The organism is Amycolatopsis saalfeldensis (assembly GCF_900110575.1).
GTDB lineage: Bacteria > Actinomycetota > Actinomycetes > Mycobacteriales > Pseudonocardiaceae > Amycolatopsis > Amycolatopsis saalfeldensis.
In genome coordinates this window covers 157,601-174,125 of sequence record NZ_FOEF01000017.1, presented here as the reverse complement: position 1 = coordinate 174,125, position 16,525 = coordinate 157,601, and the positions used below count along the sequence as shown (strand labels likewise).

Below are 16,525 nucleotides of genomic sequence, written 5' to 3'. Positions count from 1 at the left end.
CAGCCTGGACCGGAGATCTCAGAAAAGGCTCAGAGTGCCGCGACGGCCCGTTTTCGTCCCGATGGCCGGGACGAAAACGGGCCGTCGTCGCTCGTGGCTCAGCGCGAAACCATCCGCATGGCGGCCTCGGGATAACGGGCGCCCGCCACCGCGTCGGCCGGGAAGGCGGCCTCGATCGCCGCGACGTCCTCAGTGGACAGTTCCAGCGCGGCGGAGGCGACGTTCTCCTCCAGGTACCTGCGCCGCTTGGTGCCCGGGATCGCGACCACGTCGTCCCCCTTGGCCTGGACCCACGCCAGCGCCAGCTGCCCGGCCGTCACCCCCTTCTCGGCCGCCAGCGCGCGCAGCGCCTCGACGATGGCGAGGTTCTTCTCGAGGTTGCCCTCGGCAAAGCGCGGCTGGTTCTGCTGCCGGAAATCACCCTCGACGAAGTCGTCCTTCGAGGTGAACCGGCCGGTCAGGAACCCGCGGCCGAGCGGGGAGTACGGCACGAGGCCGATGCCCAGCTCACGGCACGCCGGCACCACGGCCTCCTCGATGTCACGCGACCACAGCGACCACTCCGTCTGCACGGCGCTGATCGGGTGCACGGCGTGGGCGCGGCGGATGGTGTCCGGGCCCGCCTCCGACAGCCCGAGGTGCCGGACCTTGCCTTCCCGCACCAATTCGGCCATCGCGCCCACCGTGTCCTCAATGGGCACGTTCGGGTCGACCCGGTGCTGGTAGTACAGGTCGATGTGGTCGATGTTCAAGCGCCGCAACGAGTTCTCGACCGACGAGCGCACGTGCTCCGCGTCGCCCCGCACGCCCCGCTTGCCCGGGTCTTCCGGATCGCGCACGATGCCGAACTTCGTGGCCAGCACCACCTGGTCACGCCGGTCCGCGATGGCCCGGCCGACCAGCTCCTCGTTGCGCCCCATGCCGTACATGTCCGAGGTGTCGAGCAGGGTGACGCCCAGCTCCAGCGCCCGGTGGATGGTGGCCGTCGACTCGGTGTCGTCGCCCTCGCCGTAGAACTCGCTCATGCCCAGGCAGCCGAGGCCCAACGCACCGACTTCCAGCTCGCCGAGCCTGCGGGCAGGCAGCGTCGATCCACTCATGTTTTCTCCCCTGCGGTGCGAAAAATCCGTTACTTGCCGGCTGCGCGCGCGAGCCGCTCGGGGTAACGCGCCCCGGCGACGGCATCCTGCGGGGCCGCCCGCTCGATCGCGGCGATGTCCTCAGTGGACAGTTCCAGCCCGGCCGCCGCGACGTTCTCCTCGAGGTACTTCCGCCGCTTGGTGCCCGGGATCGGGACGACGTCCTCACCCTGCGCCTGCACCCAGGCCAGCGCCAGCTGCCCGGCGGTCACGCCCTTCTCCGCCGCCAGCGCCCGCAGCGCCTCGACAATGGCCATGTTCCGCTCGAAGTTCTCCTCGGAGAACCGCGGCAGGCCGCGCCGCATGTCGTCCTCGGGCAGGTCCTTGAGCGAGGTGACCTGGCCGGTGAGGAACCCGCGGCCCAGCGGCGAGAACGGCACCACGCCGATGCCCAGCTCACGGCAGGTGCCGAGGATCTCGTCCTCGATCCCGCGTGTCCACAACGACCACTCGCTCTGCAGCGCGGTCACCGGGTGCACGGCGTGCGCGCGCCGGATCGTCGCGGCGTTGGCCTCGGAAATGCCCGCATACCGGATCTTTCCGGCCTGCACGAGCTCCGCGAGCGCGCCCCAGGTCTCCTCCACCGGCACGTTCGGGTCGACCCGGTGCTGGTAGTAGAGGTCGATGTGGTCGACGCCGAGGCGTTGCAGGGATTCGTCGCAGCTCTGCTTCACGTACGCCGCGTCGCCGCGCGCGGCCATGCCGTCCTCGGTCCAGACGATGCCGAACTTCGTCGCGAGCACGACCTGGTCGCGCCGGTCCGCGATCGCGCGGCCGACCAGCTCCTCGTTCACTCCCGCGCCGTAGACGTTGGCGGTGTCCAGCAGCGTCACGCCGAGCTCCAGCGCGCGGTGGACGGTGGCGATCGACTCTTCGTCGTTGTCGCGCACGCCGTAGGCCTGGCTCATGCCCATGCAGCCGAGGCCCTGCGCGCTGACTTCCAGCTCGCCGAGCTTCCTCTTGCTGATCACGCGGAGATCTCCTCCATGGCCGGCCGCTGGCCCAGCGCCTTGCGGTCGATCTGCTCGTAGTTGCTGATCTTGTAGTCGAGGATCTCCAGGCAGCCCTGGAGCTCGGCGATCCGGTCGGCCACGGACTGGCGCTGCTCGACCAGGATCGCCTTGCGCCGCCCGGCGCTGGCCACGCCGTGGCGGCGCAGCGAGGCGTATTCGCGCATGCTCTTGATGGGCATGCCGGTGAGCCGGAGCTTGGTGAGGAACCCCAGCCAGCCCAGGTCGTCGTCGGAGTACGCGCGCCGCCCCGCGCCGTCGCGGGCCGGCGGGTCGAGGAGCTTGATCCGCTCGTAGTACCGGAGGGTGTCGATCGACAGGCCGCTACGTCGTGCGGCTTCCGCTATCGAGTAGCTCATGCGCTCGACAGTACGACCTGGAGTGCACTCCAGGTCAAATCCGCGACCAGCGCACTTCAGCCGGTCAGGGCCGCCGAGATCCGGGCCAGCTCGTCGACCACATCCGCCAGCGGCGCCCGGTCCTCGGTGGCGCACCAGTCCTGCAACAGGCCGTTGACCGCACCTATGTAAGCACTCGCGGCCAGCCGATAGTCTCGGCCGGGGATCTCGCCGGCCGTGACACCGGTGCGGAGCAGCTCACGGATCAACCCGGCCCAGCGAGCGCGCGTGGCCATCCGATGCGCTTCGACGACGGGATTCACTCCGATGATCTCCACGTACGCCACCCGCGCGCGGCGTAGGTCGGTCGCGGTGCTCAACGCGTACGCGGTCAGCGCGACTCGGATCCGCGTGGCCAACGGCTGTCCGCCGACCCCGGCCAAGGCGTCGGCCACCGCGGCGGTCGCCTCGCTGTTGACCTGGTCGTACACCGCGATCAGGAGGGCCTCGCGGCCGGCGAACTCCTCGTAGTACTGACGGGTGGACAGGTTCGCCACCCGGCACACCCGCCCGACCGTGGACGTCGCGTAACCCGCCGTGCCGAACAACTCCAGGCCCGCGGCCATCAGGCGGTCCCGCCGCTCGGCGCGACGCTCGGTGGCGGTGCGGCCGGCGTAGCGGCCACGGGGTCCGGGCTGGGTCACGACGTCACCCTAAGCGGTTGATCGATCCACCGACGACCGTGCCTTGTACCCGCGTGCACGGCGGGCTACCGTCCGTGTCCAAGTCTGAAACGTCGATGATTCAGATAATGGAGGCCGAAGATGTCCTCGAAGCATTTCCGCCGCTGGTCCCCCGCGATCCTCGCGGCGATCGCGCTGACCACGTTCGCCACCCCGGCCGTCGCCGCTCCCGCCTATCCGGTGACGTCGAACCTGTTCGCCGGGATCGCGCAGTCGCTCAGGGATCCGTCGGCACCGCCGCCCGGCGTCAACGTGGCTTCGTGCGAGCCCAGCGCCGCGCACACCCGCCCGGTCGTGCTGATCACCGGCACGTTCGGGAACATGACCGACGACTGGGCCGGCCTCGGCCCGACGCTGGCCAACGCCGGTTACTGCGTTTACAGCACCCCGATCGGCGGTGCCCCGAAATCGGTGCTGCAGACGATCGGGCGGGTGCCGGATTCGGCGCAGCAGATCAGCTCGCTCGTCGACCGGGTCCGGTCGGAAACCGGTGCGGCGCAAGTGGATCTCATCGGCCACTCACAGGGCGGGCTGATCGGCGAGTACTACCTGAAGCTGCTCGGCGGGGCGTCGAAGGTGCACAGCTTCGTCGGCCTTTCGCCGACCACCCACGGCACCACCCTCGCCGGGCTGGCCTATCTGGCCAAGGCGTTCCCCGGCGGCGAGGCACTGGTCGGTGCCGCGTGCCCGGCCTGCGCCGACCAGATCGTCGGCTCCCCGGTGGTCCGCGCCGTCGGCGACGGCCCGATCGCCCAGTCCGATGTGGACTACACGGTGATCGAGACGCGTAACGAGTTCGTGGTCACCCCGGCCGGCTCCGCCGCGTTCATCGACGAGCCCGGCGTGCACAACCTGTGGGTGCAGGACACCTGCCCGGCCGACCTGGCCGACCACGCGGGGCTGAGCTACTCGAAGACGGTGTACGGCCTGGTCGGCAACGCGCTCGACCCCGCGCACGCGGAGCCCGTGCACTGCTGACGGCTGCATCCATAACACTGTCGCGTTACGGTGGGCGCATGCCCCGTCCCCGTACGCACGACGAAGCGCTCCGGCTGAAGCTGCTCGATCGGGCCGGCGAGCTGATCTCGGCCGACGGCCCCCGGGCGCTCTCCCTGCGCAAGCTGGCGGCGGACGCGGGCACGTCCACCACCGCCGTCTACTCGCTGTTCGGCAGCAAACCCGACCTGGTCAACGCCCTGTACGTGGAGGGCTTCCGCCGGTTCGGCGAGCGGCTGGCGGCGGTCGAGCGCACGGGCGACGCCGTGGCGGACCTGGTTCGCCTCGGCGTCGCCTACCGCGCCAGCGCACAGGCCGACCCGCACCTGTACGCGATCATGTTCACCCGCTCCGTGCCCGGCTTCGAGCCCAACCACGAGGCCGACCGCTTCGCCCGCGCCACGCTGAACCCCCTGGAGGAAATCGCCGCCGACGGCGTGGCGTCCGGGCAGTTCACGGACGTCCCACCGTCGGTGATCACGATCGGCGCGTGGGGCGTCGTCCACGGGCTGGTTTCCCTTGAGCTGTCCGGGAACCTGCCGGAGGGGTTCAACGTGAGCGGTGCGTACGAAGAAGTGTTGCGCGCCTACGCTTCCGGGTGGCTCAGAACAACTTGAGCTCAGACGGCGCCGTACTGCCGGTCCCCCGCGTCGCCGAGGCCTGGGACGATGAAGCCGGAATCGTTGAGGCGCTCGTCGATGCTCGCGGTGACCACGCGGACCGGGAGGCCGGTCTGCTCCAGGTGCGCCAGGCCTTCCGGGGCGGCCAGCGCGCAGATGGCCGTGACGTCCGTGGCGCCGCGGTCGGTGAGCAGGCGGATGGTGTACTCCATCGAGCCGCCGGTGGCCAGCATCGGGTCGAGGACCAGCACCGGGCGCTCGGCGAGGGACTCCGGCAGCGACTCCAGGTACGGCGTGGGCTTGAGGGTCTCCTCGTCGCGCGCCAGGCCGACGAAGCCCATCTGCGCGTCGGGGATCAGCCGGTGTGCCTCGTCGGCCATGCCGAGTCCCGCGCGCAGCACCGGGACCAGCAACGGCGGGCTCGCCAGCCGGAACGCCTCCGTGCGCGCGACGGGCGTGTGGATCCGCTCGGTGCGCACCGGGGCATCACGCGTGGCTTCGTACACGAGCATCACGGTCAGCTCGTGCAGCGCGGCCCGGAACGCGGCGCTGTCCGTGCGCGCGTCGCGCATCGTGGAGAGGCGGGCCTTGGCCAGCGGGTGATCGACGACGTGCACATCCATGCCGCACAACTTAGCTGGCAGGCCGGACTCGTGAGTGTTCAAACCGGTTCTGACCGTCGCGAACACTCACGAGTCCTGCGCAGCGAACCAGCGCACCCACCGCCGTTGCCAGGCCGTCTCCACGGCGCGGTGGTGGTGGTTCTCCCGCACCCACGCGACGGCTTCGCCCGGAGTCAGGCCGGACGCCGTGGCCAGGCAGGCCAGCACCGTGCCGGTCCGGCCGACGCCGCCGTGACAAGCCACCTCCACGGCCTCGCCCGCCAGCGCGCGAGAGTGCAACCCCAGAATCCGGTTGCGGGCCTCGGCCCAGTCCAGGGGTAGCAGGAAGTCCGGCCAGCGGATCCAGTCGTGGTCCCACGTGAGCCCGTCGTCGTGCCGACGGCGCAGCCGGTTCGAGCCGAGATAGAGGCCGTAGTCCGGGTCCGGGCCTTCGGGCCGGGGCCGGCCGAGGCCGCGGCCGCGCAGCTCGGCGCCGTCCGGCAGCACGAGAGTCCCCACCAAAGCGGATGGCATCGGCCCATTCTGACCCTTATCCATCGTTCGACGGACGCCGGGCGCACCCGGCCGGGGCTAGGCTGCGCCGGGTGAGTCAAGACCCAGACATCCCCGGCCCCGAGCAGATGCGGGCGTCCGACGCCGATCGCGAGCAGGTCGCACAGGTCCTGCACCAGGCGCTGTCCGAGGGCCGCATCACGATGGCCGAGCTCGAGGAGCGGCTGACATCGGTCTACGCGGCGAAGACGATGGGCGAGCTGAAACCGATGACCGCCGACCTGCCGGTCACCAGCACGTCCGCGGCGCTGCAGCCCGCCCCCACCCGCGCGCTGGGCTTCCCGGACAACCGCGTCGGCGGCCACCCGGGTTCGACGCTTTCGATCGCCGTGATGTCCGGCGCCCAGCGCAAGGGCAGCTGGGTGCTGCCGTCCCAGCACACCAGCGTCGCGTTCTGGGGCGGCACCGAGATCGACCTGCGCGCGGCCCGGTTCTCGGAGAAGCACTCGACGATCACCGCCGTCGCGATCATGGGCGGCATCGAGATCACCGTGCCCGACGACATCAACGTCGACGTCACCGGCATCGGCCTGATGGGCGGCTTCGTCCTGGAGGACCGCTCCGGCGCCCAGCCCGCGCCGCCGACCGCGCCGACCGTCACCATCAACGGCCTCGCCTTCTGGGGCGGCGTGGTCGTCTATCGCAAGCCCGCCAAGCGCGACAACCAGCAGATCGAGGGCTGAACAAACCACTGGGGGAACTACAGATGCGCCTTTTCCGCGCGCTGCTGAGCACCGTCACCGTCGCCGCGCTGGTCACCGCGGCGCCCGCCGGCGCTTCGGTGGACCGCCGCCAAGCCGCCATGGACGCGGCCACCGCGGCCGGTATACCGGGCATGGCCGCCGCTGCGCCGGAGTGGCGCGGGTCCAGCGGACGGCTCGACCTCGACCGGCCGGGCAAGCCTGATCCATCGGGGCAGTTCCGCGTCGGCAGCGTGTCCAAGGTGTTCACCGCGACGCTGGTGCTCCAGCTCGTCGCCGAGCACCGCCTTTCGCTGGACGACGTGGTGCAGCAACGGCTGCCCGGGCTGCTGCCCTACCCCCAGCCGATCACCGTGCACGAGCTGTTGCAGCACACTTCGGGCGTGCCGCGCGACCTGCCGCTCGCCTACACCTGGGCGACGCTGCCGGAACTCGACACCGAACGGTTCGAGCACTTCGACGGGGCCGAGTCGGTGCGGCTGAGCACCACGCAGCCGCTGCTGTTCGCGCCCGGCACCGGCTGGTCGTACTCCAATACCGGCTTCAACATTCTCGGCCTGCTGGTCGAGAAGATCACCGGCGAGCCACTCGCCAAGGTGCTCGACGAACGGATCGCGCGGCCGCTGGGCCTGCACAGCACCTTCCTGCCCGGTGACTTCCCGTTCCTCCCCCGGCCCGCCGCGCACGGCTACGAGCAGGCGTACCCGGTGCCGCACCCGATCACCGACGTGACGACGTACAACTACTCGCGTTACCTCGGCGCCGGGCAGCTCGTCTCCAGCGGCCCGGACGTCAACCGCTTCCTCGACGCCCTGCTCGGCGGCCGGCTGCTGCCGGCCGCGCAGCTGGCCGAAATGCAGCAGACCGTGCCCGCCGTCGACACCCCCACCGGAGTCGACCAGGGCTATGCGTACGGCCTCGGCCTGATGCGCTTCGACCTCACCCCGATCTGCGGCACGCCGATCACGCTGTGGGGCCACGCGGGCGACGTGGCCGGGTACAACACGCTGGCGTTCAAGGACGCCGCCACACCACGGCAGATCACCACGGTCGCGACACTGGACATCACCGCGAACCCCCGCCAGCGGCTGCTGCGCCAGGTCCCGTTCGTGAACGAGTTCTGCGCCTTCACCCCGCCGCCGGCCTCGGCACCGGCGGCGAAGGCGGAGTACGCCCCGCTGTTCCGCTCCGCGCTCTGAAGGGCCCACCTACACTCACCCGTATGACAGCTACCACCAGCTCGTCAGCGGCGCCGGCCACCCCGGCGCCACTGGCGGACGTGACTCGCGACGAGGCGAGCCTGCGGCGGTTCCTCCACGGGCTGCCCGGCGTCGACCAGGTCGGCGTCGAGCAGCGCGCGGCGGGCCTGGCCACCCGTTCCATCAAGAAGGACGCCAAGCGCTGGGCGATCGACACCGCCATCTCGATGGTCGACCTGACCACGCTCGAGGGCGCCGACACCCGCGGCAAGGTCCGCGGGCTCGCGGCCAAGGCCGTGCGGCCGGACCCGGAGCGGCAGGACTGCCCGCGTGTGGCCGCGGTGTGCGTGTACCCGGACATGGTCGAGGCCGCCGTCGAGGCGCTCGGGACCAGCGGGGTGCACGTGGCGAGCGTCGCCACCGGCTTCCCGGCCGGGCGCACCAGCCGTGAGGTGAAGCTGGCCGACACGCGTCTCGCCGTCGAAGCGGGCGCGCACGAGGTCGACATGGTGATCGACCGCGGCGCGTTCCTCGAAGGCCGCTACATGAGCGTGTTCGACGAGATCCGTGCCATCAAGGCGGCCTGCGGCGAGGCCCACCTCAAGGTGATCCTCGAAACGGGCGAGCTGGCGACGTACGACAACGTCCGCCGCGCGTCCTGGCTGGCGCTGCTGGCCGGCGGCGACTTCATCAAGACCTCCACCGGAAAGGTCTCCCCCGCCGCGACGCTGCCCGTCACCCACGTGATGCTGCAGGCGGTGCACGACTGGCACGCGCAGACCGGCGAGCTGCGCGGCGTCAAGCCCGCGGGGGGCATCCGGACCACCAAGGACGCGATCAAGTACCTGGTGGCGGTGCACGAGGTGGCCGGCGAGGCGTGGCTGACCCCGGACCTGTTCCGGTTCGGCGCCTCCAGCCTGCTCAACGACCTGCTGCTCCAGCGGCGCACCCAGGTGGACGGCCACTACAGCGGCCCCGATTACGTGACGGTGGACTGACATGGGCATTTTCGAGTACGCCCCCGCGCCCGAGTCGCGCGCGCTGGCCAACCTCAAGGACCACTACCGGCCGTTCATCGGCGGGGAGTTCGTGGACGGCTCCGGTGAGCCGCTCAAGACGGTCAACCCGGCCACCGAGGAGATCCTCGCGGAGGTCGGCACGGCGTCGGTGTCCGATGTGGACACCGCGGTGAAGGCGGCGCGCAAGGCGTACACCTCGGTCTGGTCGAAGATGCCGGGCACCGAGCGGGCCAAGTACCTGTTCCGCATCGCCCGGCTGATCCAGGAGCGCTCGCGTGAGCTGGCGGTGCTGGAGTCCTTGGACAACGGCAAGCCGATCAAGGAGTCGCGCGACTCCGACGTGCCGACGGCCGCCGCGCACTTCTTCTACCACGCGGGCTGGGCCGACAAGCTCGACTACGCGGGCTACGGGCCGGACCCGAAGCCGCTCGGCGTGGCCGGCCAGGTGATCCCGTGGAACTTCCCGCTGCTGATGCTGGCGTGGAAGATCGCGCCGGCGCTGGCCACCGGCAACACCGTGGTGCTGAAGCCCGCCGAGACCACGCCGCTGACCGCGCTGGTGTTCGCCGAGATCTGCCAGCAGGCGGAGCTGCCGCCGGGGGTGGTCAACATCCTGCCGGGCGCCGGTGACATCGGAGCGTCCATTGTGGAGCACGCCGACGTCGACAAGATCGCGTTCACCGGCTCGACCGAGGTCGGCAAGCTGATCCAGCGCACGGTCGCGGGCACGCGCAAGAAGCTGACGCTGGAGCTGGGCGGCAAGGCGGCGAACGTGGTGTTCGACGACGCGCCGCTGGACCAGGCCGTGGAGGGGATCGTCAACGGGATCTTCTTCAACCAGGGCCACGTCTGCTGCGCGGGCTCGCGGCTGCTGGTGCAGGAATCGGTGGCCGAGGAGGTGCTGGAGAAGCTGCGTTACCGCGTCTCCACACTGCGCCTCGGCGACCCGCTGGACAAGAACACCGACATCGGCGCGATCAACTCGGCCGAGCAGCTGGCCAAGATCCGCGGCCTGGTGGAGTCCGGCGACGACGAGGGCGCGCAGCGCTGGACCAGCCCGTGCCCGGTGCCGGAGCGTGGTTTCTTCTTCGCCCCCACCGTGTTCTCCGAGGTGCACCAGTCGATGCGGATCGCGCGCGAGGAGATCTTCGGGCCGGTGCTGTCGGTGCTGACGTTCCGCACGCCGGAGGAGGCCGTGGCGAAGGCCAACAACACCCCGTACGGGCTCTCGGCCGGGATCTGGACCGAGAAGGGCTCGCGCATCCTGTGGATGGCGAACCAGCTGCGGGCCGGCGTCGTCTGGGCCAACACCTTCAACCGCTTCGATCCCGCCGCGCCGTTCGGCGGTTACCAGGAGTCCGGGTTCGGCCGCGAAGGCGGGCGCGCGGGACTGGAGGCTTACCTAGATGTCTGAGTCGCGCATTTCCGTTGCCAAGACGTACAAGCTCTACATCGGCGGCAAGTTCCCGCGTTCGGAGTCCGGCCGGGTGTACCCGGTCACCGACCCGAAGGGCAAGTTCCTGGCCAACGCGGCGCACGCGTCGCGCAAGGACACACGGGACGCCGTGGTGGCCGCGCGCAAGGCGTTCGGCGGCTGGTCCGGTGCCACGGCGTACAACCGCGGCCAGGTGCTCTACCGCGTCGCCGAGATGCTGGAGGGCCGGCGCGGCCAGTTCACCGCCGAGGTCGCGGCGTCGGAGGGACTGTCCGACCGCAAGGCCGAGTCTCTTGTGGACACTGCCATCGACCGCTGGGTCTGGTACGCGGGCTGGACGGACAAGATCGCGGCCGTGCTCGGCTCGGCGAACCCGGTGTCGGGGCCGTACTTCTCGTTCACCGTCCCGGAGCCGACGGGGGTGGTCGGGGTGCTGGCACCGCAGGAGTCCTCGCTGCTGGGCCTGGTGAGCGTGCTCGCGCCGGTGCTGGCCACGGGTTCCACCGCCGTGGTCGTCTCCAGCGCCGAGCGGCCGCTGCCCGCGATCACCCTGTCGGAGGTGCTGGCGACGTCCGACCTGCCGGGCGGCGTCGCGAACATCCTCACCGGCCACGCCGCCGAACTGGGCCCGTGGCTGGCCTCGCACGGCGACGTCAACGCCCTCGACCCGACCGGCGCCTCGGTCGACGACCGCGTGAAGCTGGCCCAGGAGGCGGCGGGCACCGTGAAGCGCGTCCTGACCGTCCCCGACGCGGACCCGGACTGGACCGCGCGGCCCGACCTCTCGCGCCTGCGCCGCTACCTCGAGGCGAAGACCGTCTGGCACCCGATCGGCGTTTGAGGTTCGGTGGACCCTGGCCCCGGCGCGCGCCGGGGCCAGGTGGCCGCCCACAACAGGGGGAACGACGACGATGGCCCGCGCCCGCAAACCGGTGTCCTACCAGCCGATCCCGCCGGACCTGGTGGCGCGGATCCGGCGCTCGGCCCGGCCCGTCGGGCTCGGGCAGCTGGGGCTGACCATCGTCACGACCGTGGCGATCGTCTTCCTCGCGGTCCGGTGGGCGCCGCGGCTCCCGTTGACCGGGATGATGGTCGGATTGCAGGCGGCGGCCGTGATCGAAGGGTTCGCCGTCGCGGTGATCGTCCTGAGCCTGCCCGAGCACGTCGCCTCCGGGTATCTCGACCGCAACGCCGGCTTCGCCGCCCGGCGGAACGTGATCGTGCTCTGGCTCTCGGGCTTCGCCGAAACCGTGCTCAGCTTCGTCATCCTGCCGCTGGCGCTCAGCATCAACTTCAGCAAAGTCGAGATCAGCTTCGACTTGCCGCTGGCCGGGCTGCTGCCCGCGCTCCTGCTGGCCGTATCCGGCGGATTCGCGGCGGCCTTCGTCCGGCGGGCGGTCCCCCGGCTCAGTTGATGTCGTGCCGGTTCAGCGGGCGGCCGGGCAGCGGGGTGCCCGGGTTGGCCCGGAGGCCGTCGATCATGATCGTGATGCAGCGGGCGGTGGACATCTCCGCGATCTCCGGGCGGCGCGACTCCATCTGGCGTAGCAGCAAGGCGAACAGCATCGCCACGTCGCCCGCGCCGACATCCGGGCGCAGGTCGCCCTCCTCCTGCGCGCCACGGACCATGGTGTCGACCTCGACCAGCAGGTCGTCGCGCAGCTGGGTGATCGCCGGGTCGTCCTTGACGATCTCCAGCGCCTTCTTCGACAGCATCGCCAGCTGGATCGACAGGTGCAGCTCCACGGACTGGTACAGCAGCCGGACCAGCGCCTGCCACCAGGTCGGCTCTTCGGTGATGGCCGCGCGGGCGTCCTGGAGCACCCGGGAGAAGTTGTCGACCGCGACCTCGCGGATCAGGGCCTCACGGTCGGGGAACCGCCGGTAGAGCGTGCCGACGCCGACCCCCGCCGAGCGGGCGATCTCCTCCATCGGCACTTCGGGGCCGTACTCCGCGAAGATCAGGCGCGCCGCCGCGATGATCTGGTCACGGTTGCGCCGCGCGTCCGCCCTCAAGGGAATCTGGGGGTCTGCGCTCATGGCCCCGCCCTTCCGCCTAGCCCGTTCGGATCCACTACGAGTCCGAATTCTCGCATGGTCAGCAGTCGACGTACTGCGAACACGACCCGTCACCCCTTTGCTAGTGGACGAAGATATTCCGTTTCGGTACCGTGGACCACGAACCGGAATGTAGTCCTCCACATACGTTCCGTACAGGTTCAAACCGCACAAAGGGGACTCGATCATGACTGAAGTTGCCGAACCCGAGCTCGCCAGCTTCCCGATGACGCGCACTGACCCGTTCGCGCCGCCACCGGCGTACGAGCGGTTCCAGAAGGCCAGGGCCCGGCTCGTCGAGCTCGATTCCGGCCAGGAGGCCTGGGTGCTCACGAGGCACGAGGACGTCCGCGCCATGCTGAACGACGCCAGGTTCAGCTCCGACCGGTTCAACCCCGGCTTCCCGAACCTCTTCCGGAACGTCCAGCAGCAGAAGCCCGGGGAGCGCCGGCTCAAGCCGTCGCTGATCAACATGGACCCGCCGGAGCACGGCCCCGCCCGCCGGGCCGTGGTGGGCGAGTTCACCGTCAAGCGGATGAAGGCCCTGCAGCCGCGCATCCAGGAGATCGTCGACGAGTGCATCGACGGGATGCTGGCCGGGGACCAGCCCGCCGACCTGGTGTCGGCGCTCTCGCTGCCGGTGCCGTCGCTGGTGATCTGCGAGCAGCTCGGTGTCCCCTACACCGATCACGATTTCTTCCAGGCGCACAGCAGCCGGCTGCTCAACCGCGACGCGACTGGGGAAGAGCGCCTGGCGACCGTGGAGGCGCTGCGGGACTACCTGCACGATCTGGTCGAGAAGAAGGAGCAGGCCCCGACCGACGACCTGCTCGGCCGTCAGATCGTGAAGGGCCGCGAAGAGGGCAACTACGAGCGCGAAAGCCTCGTGGCGATGGCCTTCCTGCTGCTCATCGCCGGGCACGAGACCACGGCGAACATGATCTCGCTCGGCACCGTCGCGCTGCTGGAGCACCCCGAGCAGCTCGAGGTGGTCAAGGCCGACCCGGGCAAGACCCTCGACGCGATCGAGGAGCTGCTGCGCTACTTCACCATCGCGGAGTTCGCCACCACCCGCGTCGCGACGGCGGACATCGAGATCGGCGGCGTCACCATCCACGAGGGCCAGGGCGTGCTGGGCCTGAGCCACGCCGCGAACTTCGACGGCGAGGCGTTCCCCGAGCCGGGCAAGCTCGACATCACCCGCGGCGCCCGCCATCACGTGGCCTTCGGCTTCGGCGTCCACCAGTGCCTCGGCCAGAACCTGGCGCGGATGGAGCTGCAGATCGTGTTCGACACGCTGTTCCGCCGCATCCCCACGCTCAAGCTGGCCACCCCGGTCGCCGAGCTGGCGTTCAAGCACGACTCCGCGATCTTCGGCATCCACCGCCTGCCCGTCGCCTGGTGAGGGGGAAGCCATGACCACGATGGAAGAGCTCCCGATCAGCCGGACGTCCCCGTTCGCGCCGCCCGAGGAGTACACGGCGACGCGGGAGCAGGACCCGGTCCACCGGGTGCGGATCCCGGACGGCAAGCAGGCCTGGGTGGTCTCGCGGCACGAGGACGTGCGGGCCGTGCTCAACGACCCGCGGTTCTCCGCCGACCGGTTCAACCCGGCCTTCCCGACACTGGTCAAGGGCGGCCAGGCGCTGCGCCGCTCCGAGTCCGAGCGCACGATGCTCGCGATGGACGCGCCGCAGCACGGCCCGGAGCGCAAGGCGGTGCTCGGCGAGTTCACCGTCAAGCGGATCGCGGAGCTGAAGCCGCGGATCCAGGAGATCGTCGACGAGCTGATCGACGAGATGCTGGCCGGCCCGAAGCCCGCCGACCTGGTCGAGCGGCTCTCCCTGCCGGTGCCCTCGCTGGTGATCTGCGAAATGCTCGGCGTCCCGTACGCCGATCACGAGTTCTTCCAGGAGAACACCAAGAAGCTGATCAGCCGGGCGACCAGCCAGGACGACCGGCGCGCGGCGCTGGACAACGTGACCGGCTACCTCGGCGACCTGGTCACGGCGAAGGCTGCGGACCCGGGTGACGACCTGATCAGCCGTCAGATCGTCAAGCGCAAGGCCGAAGGCACGTACGACCACGCGGCACTGACCAGCCTGTCGTTCCTGCTGCTGGCGGCCGGGCACGAGACCACGGCGAACATGATCTCGCTCGGCACCATGGGGCTGCTGGAGCACCCCGGGCAGCTGGCGGCGATCAAGGCGGACCCGGGCAAGACGCCGGTCGCCGTCGAGGAGCTGCTGCGGTACTTCTCCATCGTCGACAACACCACGCGGATGGCGAAAGAGGACGTCGAGATCGGCGGCGTCACCATCAAGGCCGGCGAGGGCGTGGTCGTGATGACCTACGCCGCGAACTGGGACCCCGGGGTGTTCGCCGGCTCCGACGCGTTCGACATCGAGCGCGGCGCGCGCCACCACGTCGCCTTCGGTTTCGGCCCGCACCAGTGCCTCGGCCAGAACCTGGCCCGCACCGAGCTGCAGATCGTCTTCGACACCCTGGTCCGCCGCGTGCCCACGCTGGCGCTGGCGGCCCCGGTCGGCGAACTGCCCTTCAAGAACGACGCGTTGATCTACGGCCTGTACCGGCTGCCGGTCACCTGGTGAAGGAGGAGCGATGACAACGATCGAAGAAGTGAAGTTCCCGCTCTCGCGCACGAGCCCGTTCGCACCGCCGGAGCTGTACACGCAGATCCGCGAAGAGCAGCCGATCACCCGCGTGCGGATCCCCAACGGCAAGCACGCCTGGCTGATCACCCGGCACGAGGACGTCCGCGCGGCGCTCAACGACCGCCGGTTCTCCTCCGACCGGTTCGACGACAACTTCCCGATCCTGGTGGAGGGCGGCAACGTCTTCCGCGACCGCCCGGAGTCCGAGAAGACGATCATCTCGATGGACGCGCCGCAGCACGGCCCGGCGCGCAAGGCGGTGCTCGGGGAGTTCACCGTCAAGCGCGTGAACGCGCTGCGGCCGCGGATCCAGGAGATCGTGGACGGGCTGATCGACGAGATGCTCGCCGCCCCCGGCCCGGTGGACCTGGTGGAGATGCTCTCGCTGCCGGTGCCGTCGCTGGTGATCTGCGAAATGCTCGGCGTCCCCTACGAGGACCACGACCTGTTCCAGCAGGACACGGCGAAGCTGCTCAAGCGGAACCTCCCGTTCGAGGAGCGGCGGGCGGCGTCCGACCGGGTGCGCGCGTACCTGCGGGACCTGGTCATCTCGAAGGAGGCCGACCCGGGTGACGACCTGGTGGGCCGGCAGATCGTCAAGCTGCGGGAAGAGGGCACCTACAGCCGCGACGGGCTGGTCGGGCTGACGTTCCTGCTGCTGCTGGCCGGGCACGAGACCACGGCGAACATGATCTCGCTGAGCACCGTGGCCCTGCTGGAGCAGCCCGGGCAGCTCGAGCTGATCAAGGCCGACCCCGGCAAGACCCTCCACGCGATCGAGGAGCTGCTGCGCTACTTCACGATCGTCGACCTGGCCACCTCGCGCTTTGTCACCGAGGACGTCGAGATCGGCGGGGTCACCATCAAGGCGGGTGAAGGCGTGCTCCTGGTCGGGTACACCGCCAACTGGGACCCGCGGGTCTTCGAGGAGCCGGACCAGCTCGACATCGAGCGCGGGGCGCGCCACCACGTCGCCTTCGGTTTCGGCCCGCACCAGTGCCTCGGCCAGAACCTGGCCCGGGCCGAGCTGCAGATCGTCTTCGACACCCTGTTCCGCCGGATCCCGGGGCTGAAGCTGGCCGCCCCGATCGACGAGCTGCCGTTCAAGCAGGACGCGTCGATCTATGGCCTGTACCAGCTGCCGGTGACCTGGTAGAGATCAGAGTGCTCCCACCACGAGCCAGGAAGAGGAAGTCATGAAGATCATCGCGGACACCGGCAAGTGTGTCGGCGCCGGCCAGTGCGTGCTCACCGAACCCGCCCTGTTCGACCAGAGCGAGGACGACGGCACGGTCATCGTGCTGAACGAGACGCCGGACGGCGAGCTGGTGGACAAGGCCCGCGAGGCCGTCAACGTCTGCCCGAGCCAGGCCCTCTCCCTGCAGGAGTAGACCGGTGAAAACCGTGAAGGCCACCT

The 16,525-nt window shown here is 70.2% G+C and carries 19 protein-coding genes; 12 read left to right on the top strand and 7 right to left on the bottom strand.

Annotation, left to right across the window (positions count from 1 at the left end; translation table 11 throughout):
• Positions 1-98 precede the first annotated feature (98 nt).
• From BMY97_RS32045 to BMY97_RS32030, 4 genes are read right to left on the bottom strand one after another with little or no spacing between them, the layout of a single operon-like run.
• Positions 99-1,100 (bottom strand): aldo/keto reductase, encoded by a 1,002-nt coding sequence (locus BMY97_RS32045; RefSeq protein WP_091624158.1) that lies wholly within the window; start codon positions 1,098-1,100, stop codon positions 99-101.
• A gap of 29 nt (positions 1,101-1,129) precedes the next feature.
• The gene (locus tag BMY97_RS32040) at positions 1,130-2,110 is read right to left on the bottom strand and encodes an aldo/keto reductase (protein WP_177231636.1); all 981 of its coding nucleotides are present in this window, start codon (positions 2,108-2,110) and stop codon (positions 1,130-1,132) included.
• Positions 2,107-2,508, bottom strand: a complete 402-nt coding sequence (locus BMY97_RS32035; RefSeq protein ID WP_091624155.1) for a MerR family transcriptional regulator — start codon at positions 2,506-2,508, stop codon at positions 2,107-2,109. The genes BMY97_RS32040 and BMY97_RS32035 overlap by 4 nt, the downstream gene beginning before the upstream one ends.
• 56 nt (positions 2,509-2,564) lie before the next feature.
• The gene (locus BMY97_RS32030; RefSeq protein ID WP_091624153.1) at positions 2,565-3,191 is read right to left on the bottom strand and encodes a TetR/AcrR family transcriptional regulator; all 627 of its coding nucleotides are present in this window, start codon (positions 3,189-3,191) and stop codon (positions 2,565-2,567) included.
• 120 nt (positions 3,192-3,311) lie between these two features.
• Here BMY97_RS32030 and BMY97_RS32025 point away from each other — a divergent pair, with 120 nt between their 5' ends.
• Positions 3,312-4,208 (top strand): esterase/lipase family protein, encoded by an 897-nt coding sequence (locus BMY97_RS32025; protein ID WP_091624150.1) that lies wholly within the window; start codon positions 3,312-3,314, stop codon positions 4,206-4,208.
• 38 nt (positions 4,209-4,246) lie between these two features.
• Positions 4,247-4,843, top strand: coding sequence for a TetR/AcrR family transcriptional regulator (locus tag BMY97_RS32020; RefSeq protein ID WP_091624147.1), 597 nt, complete (start codon positions 4,247-4,249; stop codon positions 4,841-4,843).
• Between the two features lie 2 nt (positions 4,844-4,845).
• On the opposite strand, the gene upp is transcribed toward BMY97_RS32020, so the two are convergent.
• Together upp and BMY97_RS32010 are read right to left on the bottom strand one after the other, a co-directional pair.
• The gene (gene upp / locus BMY97_RS32015) at positions 4,846-5,469 is read right to left on the bottom strand and encodes a uracil phosphoribosyltransferase (protein WP_091624145.1); all 624 of its coding nucleotides are present in this window, start codon (positions 5,467-5,469) and stop codon (positions 4,846-4,848) included.
• A 66-nt stretch (positions 5,470-5,535) separates the two neighbouring features.
• Positions 5,536-5,982 (bottom strand): protein-tyrosine phosphatase family protein, encoded by a 447-nt coding sequence (locus tag BMY97_RS32010; protein WP_091624142.1) that lies wholly within the window; start codon positions 5,980-5,982, stop codon positions 5,536-5,538.
• A gap of 107 nt (positions 5,983-6,089) precedes the next feature.
• Here BMY97_RS32010 and BMY97_RS32005 point away from each other — a divergent pair, with 107 nt between their 5' ends.
• The 6 genes from BMY97_RS32005 (at position 6,090) to BMY97_RS31980 (ending at position 11,790) form a co-directional block, all read left to right on the top strand.
• The gene (locus BMY97_RS32005; protein ID WP_091624139.1) at positions 6,090-6,704 is read left to right on the top strand and encodes a DUF1707 SHOCT-like domain-containing protein; all 615 of its coding nucleotides are present in this window, start codon (positions 6,090-6,092) and stop codon (positions 6,702-6,704) included.
• A 23-nt stretch (positions 6,705-6,727) separates the two neighbouring features.
• Positions 6,728-7,921, top strand: coding sequence for a serine hydrolase domain-containing protein (locus BMY97_RS32000; RefSeq protein ID WP_091624136.1), 1,194 nt, complete (start codon positions 6,728-6,730; stop codon positions 7,919-7,921).
• Between the two features lie 23 nt (positions 7,922-7,944).
• Entirely contained in the window at positions 7,945-8,919 is a 975-nt protein-coding gene (deoC, locus tag BMY97_RS31995) for a deoxyribose-phosphate aldolase (protein WP_091624134.1), read from the top strand.
• A 1-nt stretch (position 8,920) separates the two neighbouring features.
• Positions 8,921-10,354, top strand: coding sequence for an aldehyde dehydrogenase family protein (locus BMY97_RS31990; RefSeq protein ID WP_091624131.1), 1,434 nt, complete (start codon positions 8,921-8,923; stop codon positions 10,352-10,354).
• Entirely contained in the window at positions 10,347-11,216 is an 870-nt protein-coding gene (locus BMY97_RS31985) for an aldehyde dehydrogenase family protein (RefSeq protein ID WP_091624128.1), read from the top strand. Before BMY97_RS31990 ends, BMY97_RS31985 begins: the two co-directional genes overlap by 8 nt.
• Positions 11,217-11,286: 70 nt before the next feature.
• Positions 11,287-11,790 carry a hypothetical protein gene (locus BMY97_RS31980; protein ID WP_091624126.1) on the top strand — a complete coding sequence of 168 codons (504 nt, stop codon included), beginning with the start codon at positions 11,287-11,289 and terminating at the stop codon, positions 11,788-11,790.
• On the opposite strand, the gene BMY97_RS31975 is transcribed toward BMY97_RS31980, so the two are convergent.
• Positions 11,783-12,415, bottom strand: a complete 633-nt coding sequence (locus tag BMY97_RS31975) for a TetR/AcrR family transcriptional regulator (RefSeq protein WP_091624123.1) — start codon at positions 12,413-12,415, stop codon at positions 11,783-11,785. The two genes, BMY97_RS31980 and BMY97_RS31975, sit on opposite strands and share 8 nt — an antisense overlap.
• Positions 12,416-12,620: 205 nt before the next feature.
• Between BMY97_RS31975 and BMY97_RS31970 the strand changes: the two genes are divergently transcribed.
• The 4 genes from BMY97_RS31970 to BMY97_RS31955 are packed head-to-tail and all read left to right on the top strand — an operon-like array spanning position 12,621 to position 16,499.
• Positions 12,621-13,838 carry a cytochrome P450 gene (locus tag BMY97_RS31970; protein ID WP_091624120.1) on the top strand — a complete coding sequence of 406 codons (1,218 nt, stop codon included), beginning with the start codon at positions 12,621-12,623 and terminating at the stop codon, positions 13,836-13,838.
• Positions 13,839-13,848: 10 nt separating this feature from the next.
• Positions 13,849-15,045 carry a cytochrome P450 gene (locus tag BMY97_RS31965; RefSeq protein ID WP_091624117.1) on the top strand — a complete coding sequence of 399 codons (1,197 nt, stop codon included), beginning with the start codon at positions 13,849-13,851 and terminating at the stop codon, positions 15,043-15,045.
• A gap of 10 nt (positions 15,046-15,055) precedes the next feature.
• Complete coding sequence (locus BMY97_RS31960; protein ID WP_091624113.1) at positions 15,056-16,264, top strand: cytochrome P450; 1,209 nt, start codon at positions 15,056-15,058, stop codon at positions 16,262-16,264.
• Between the two features lie 40 nt (positions 16,265-16,304).
• A complete protein-coding gene (locus BMY97_RS31955; RefSeq protein WP_091624110.1) occupies positions 16,305-16,499 on the top strand; it encodes a ferredoxin in 195 nt (64 codons plus the stop codon).
• The last annotated feature ends 26 nt before the right edge of the window (positions 16,500-16,525 follow it).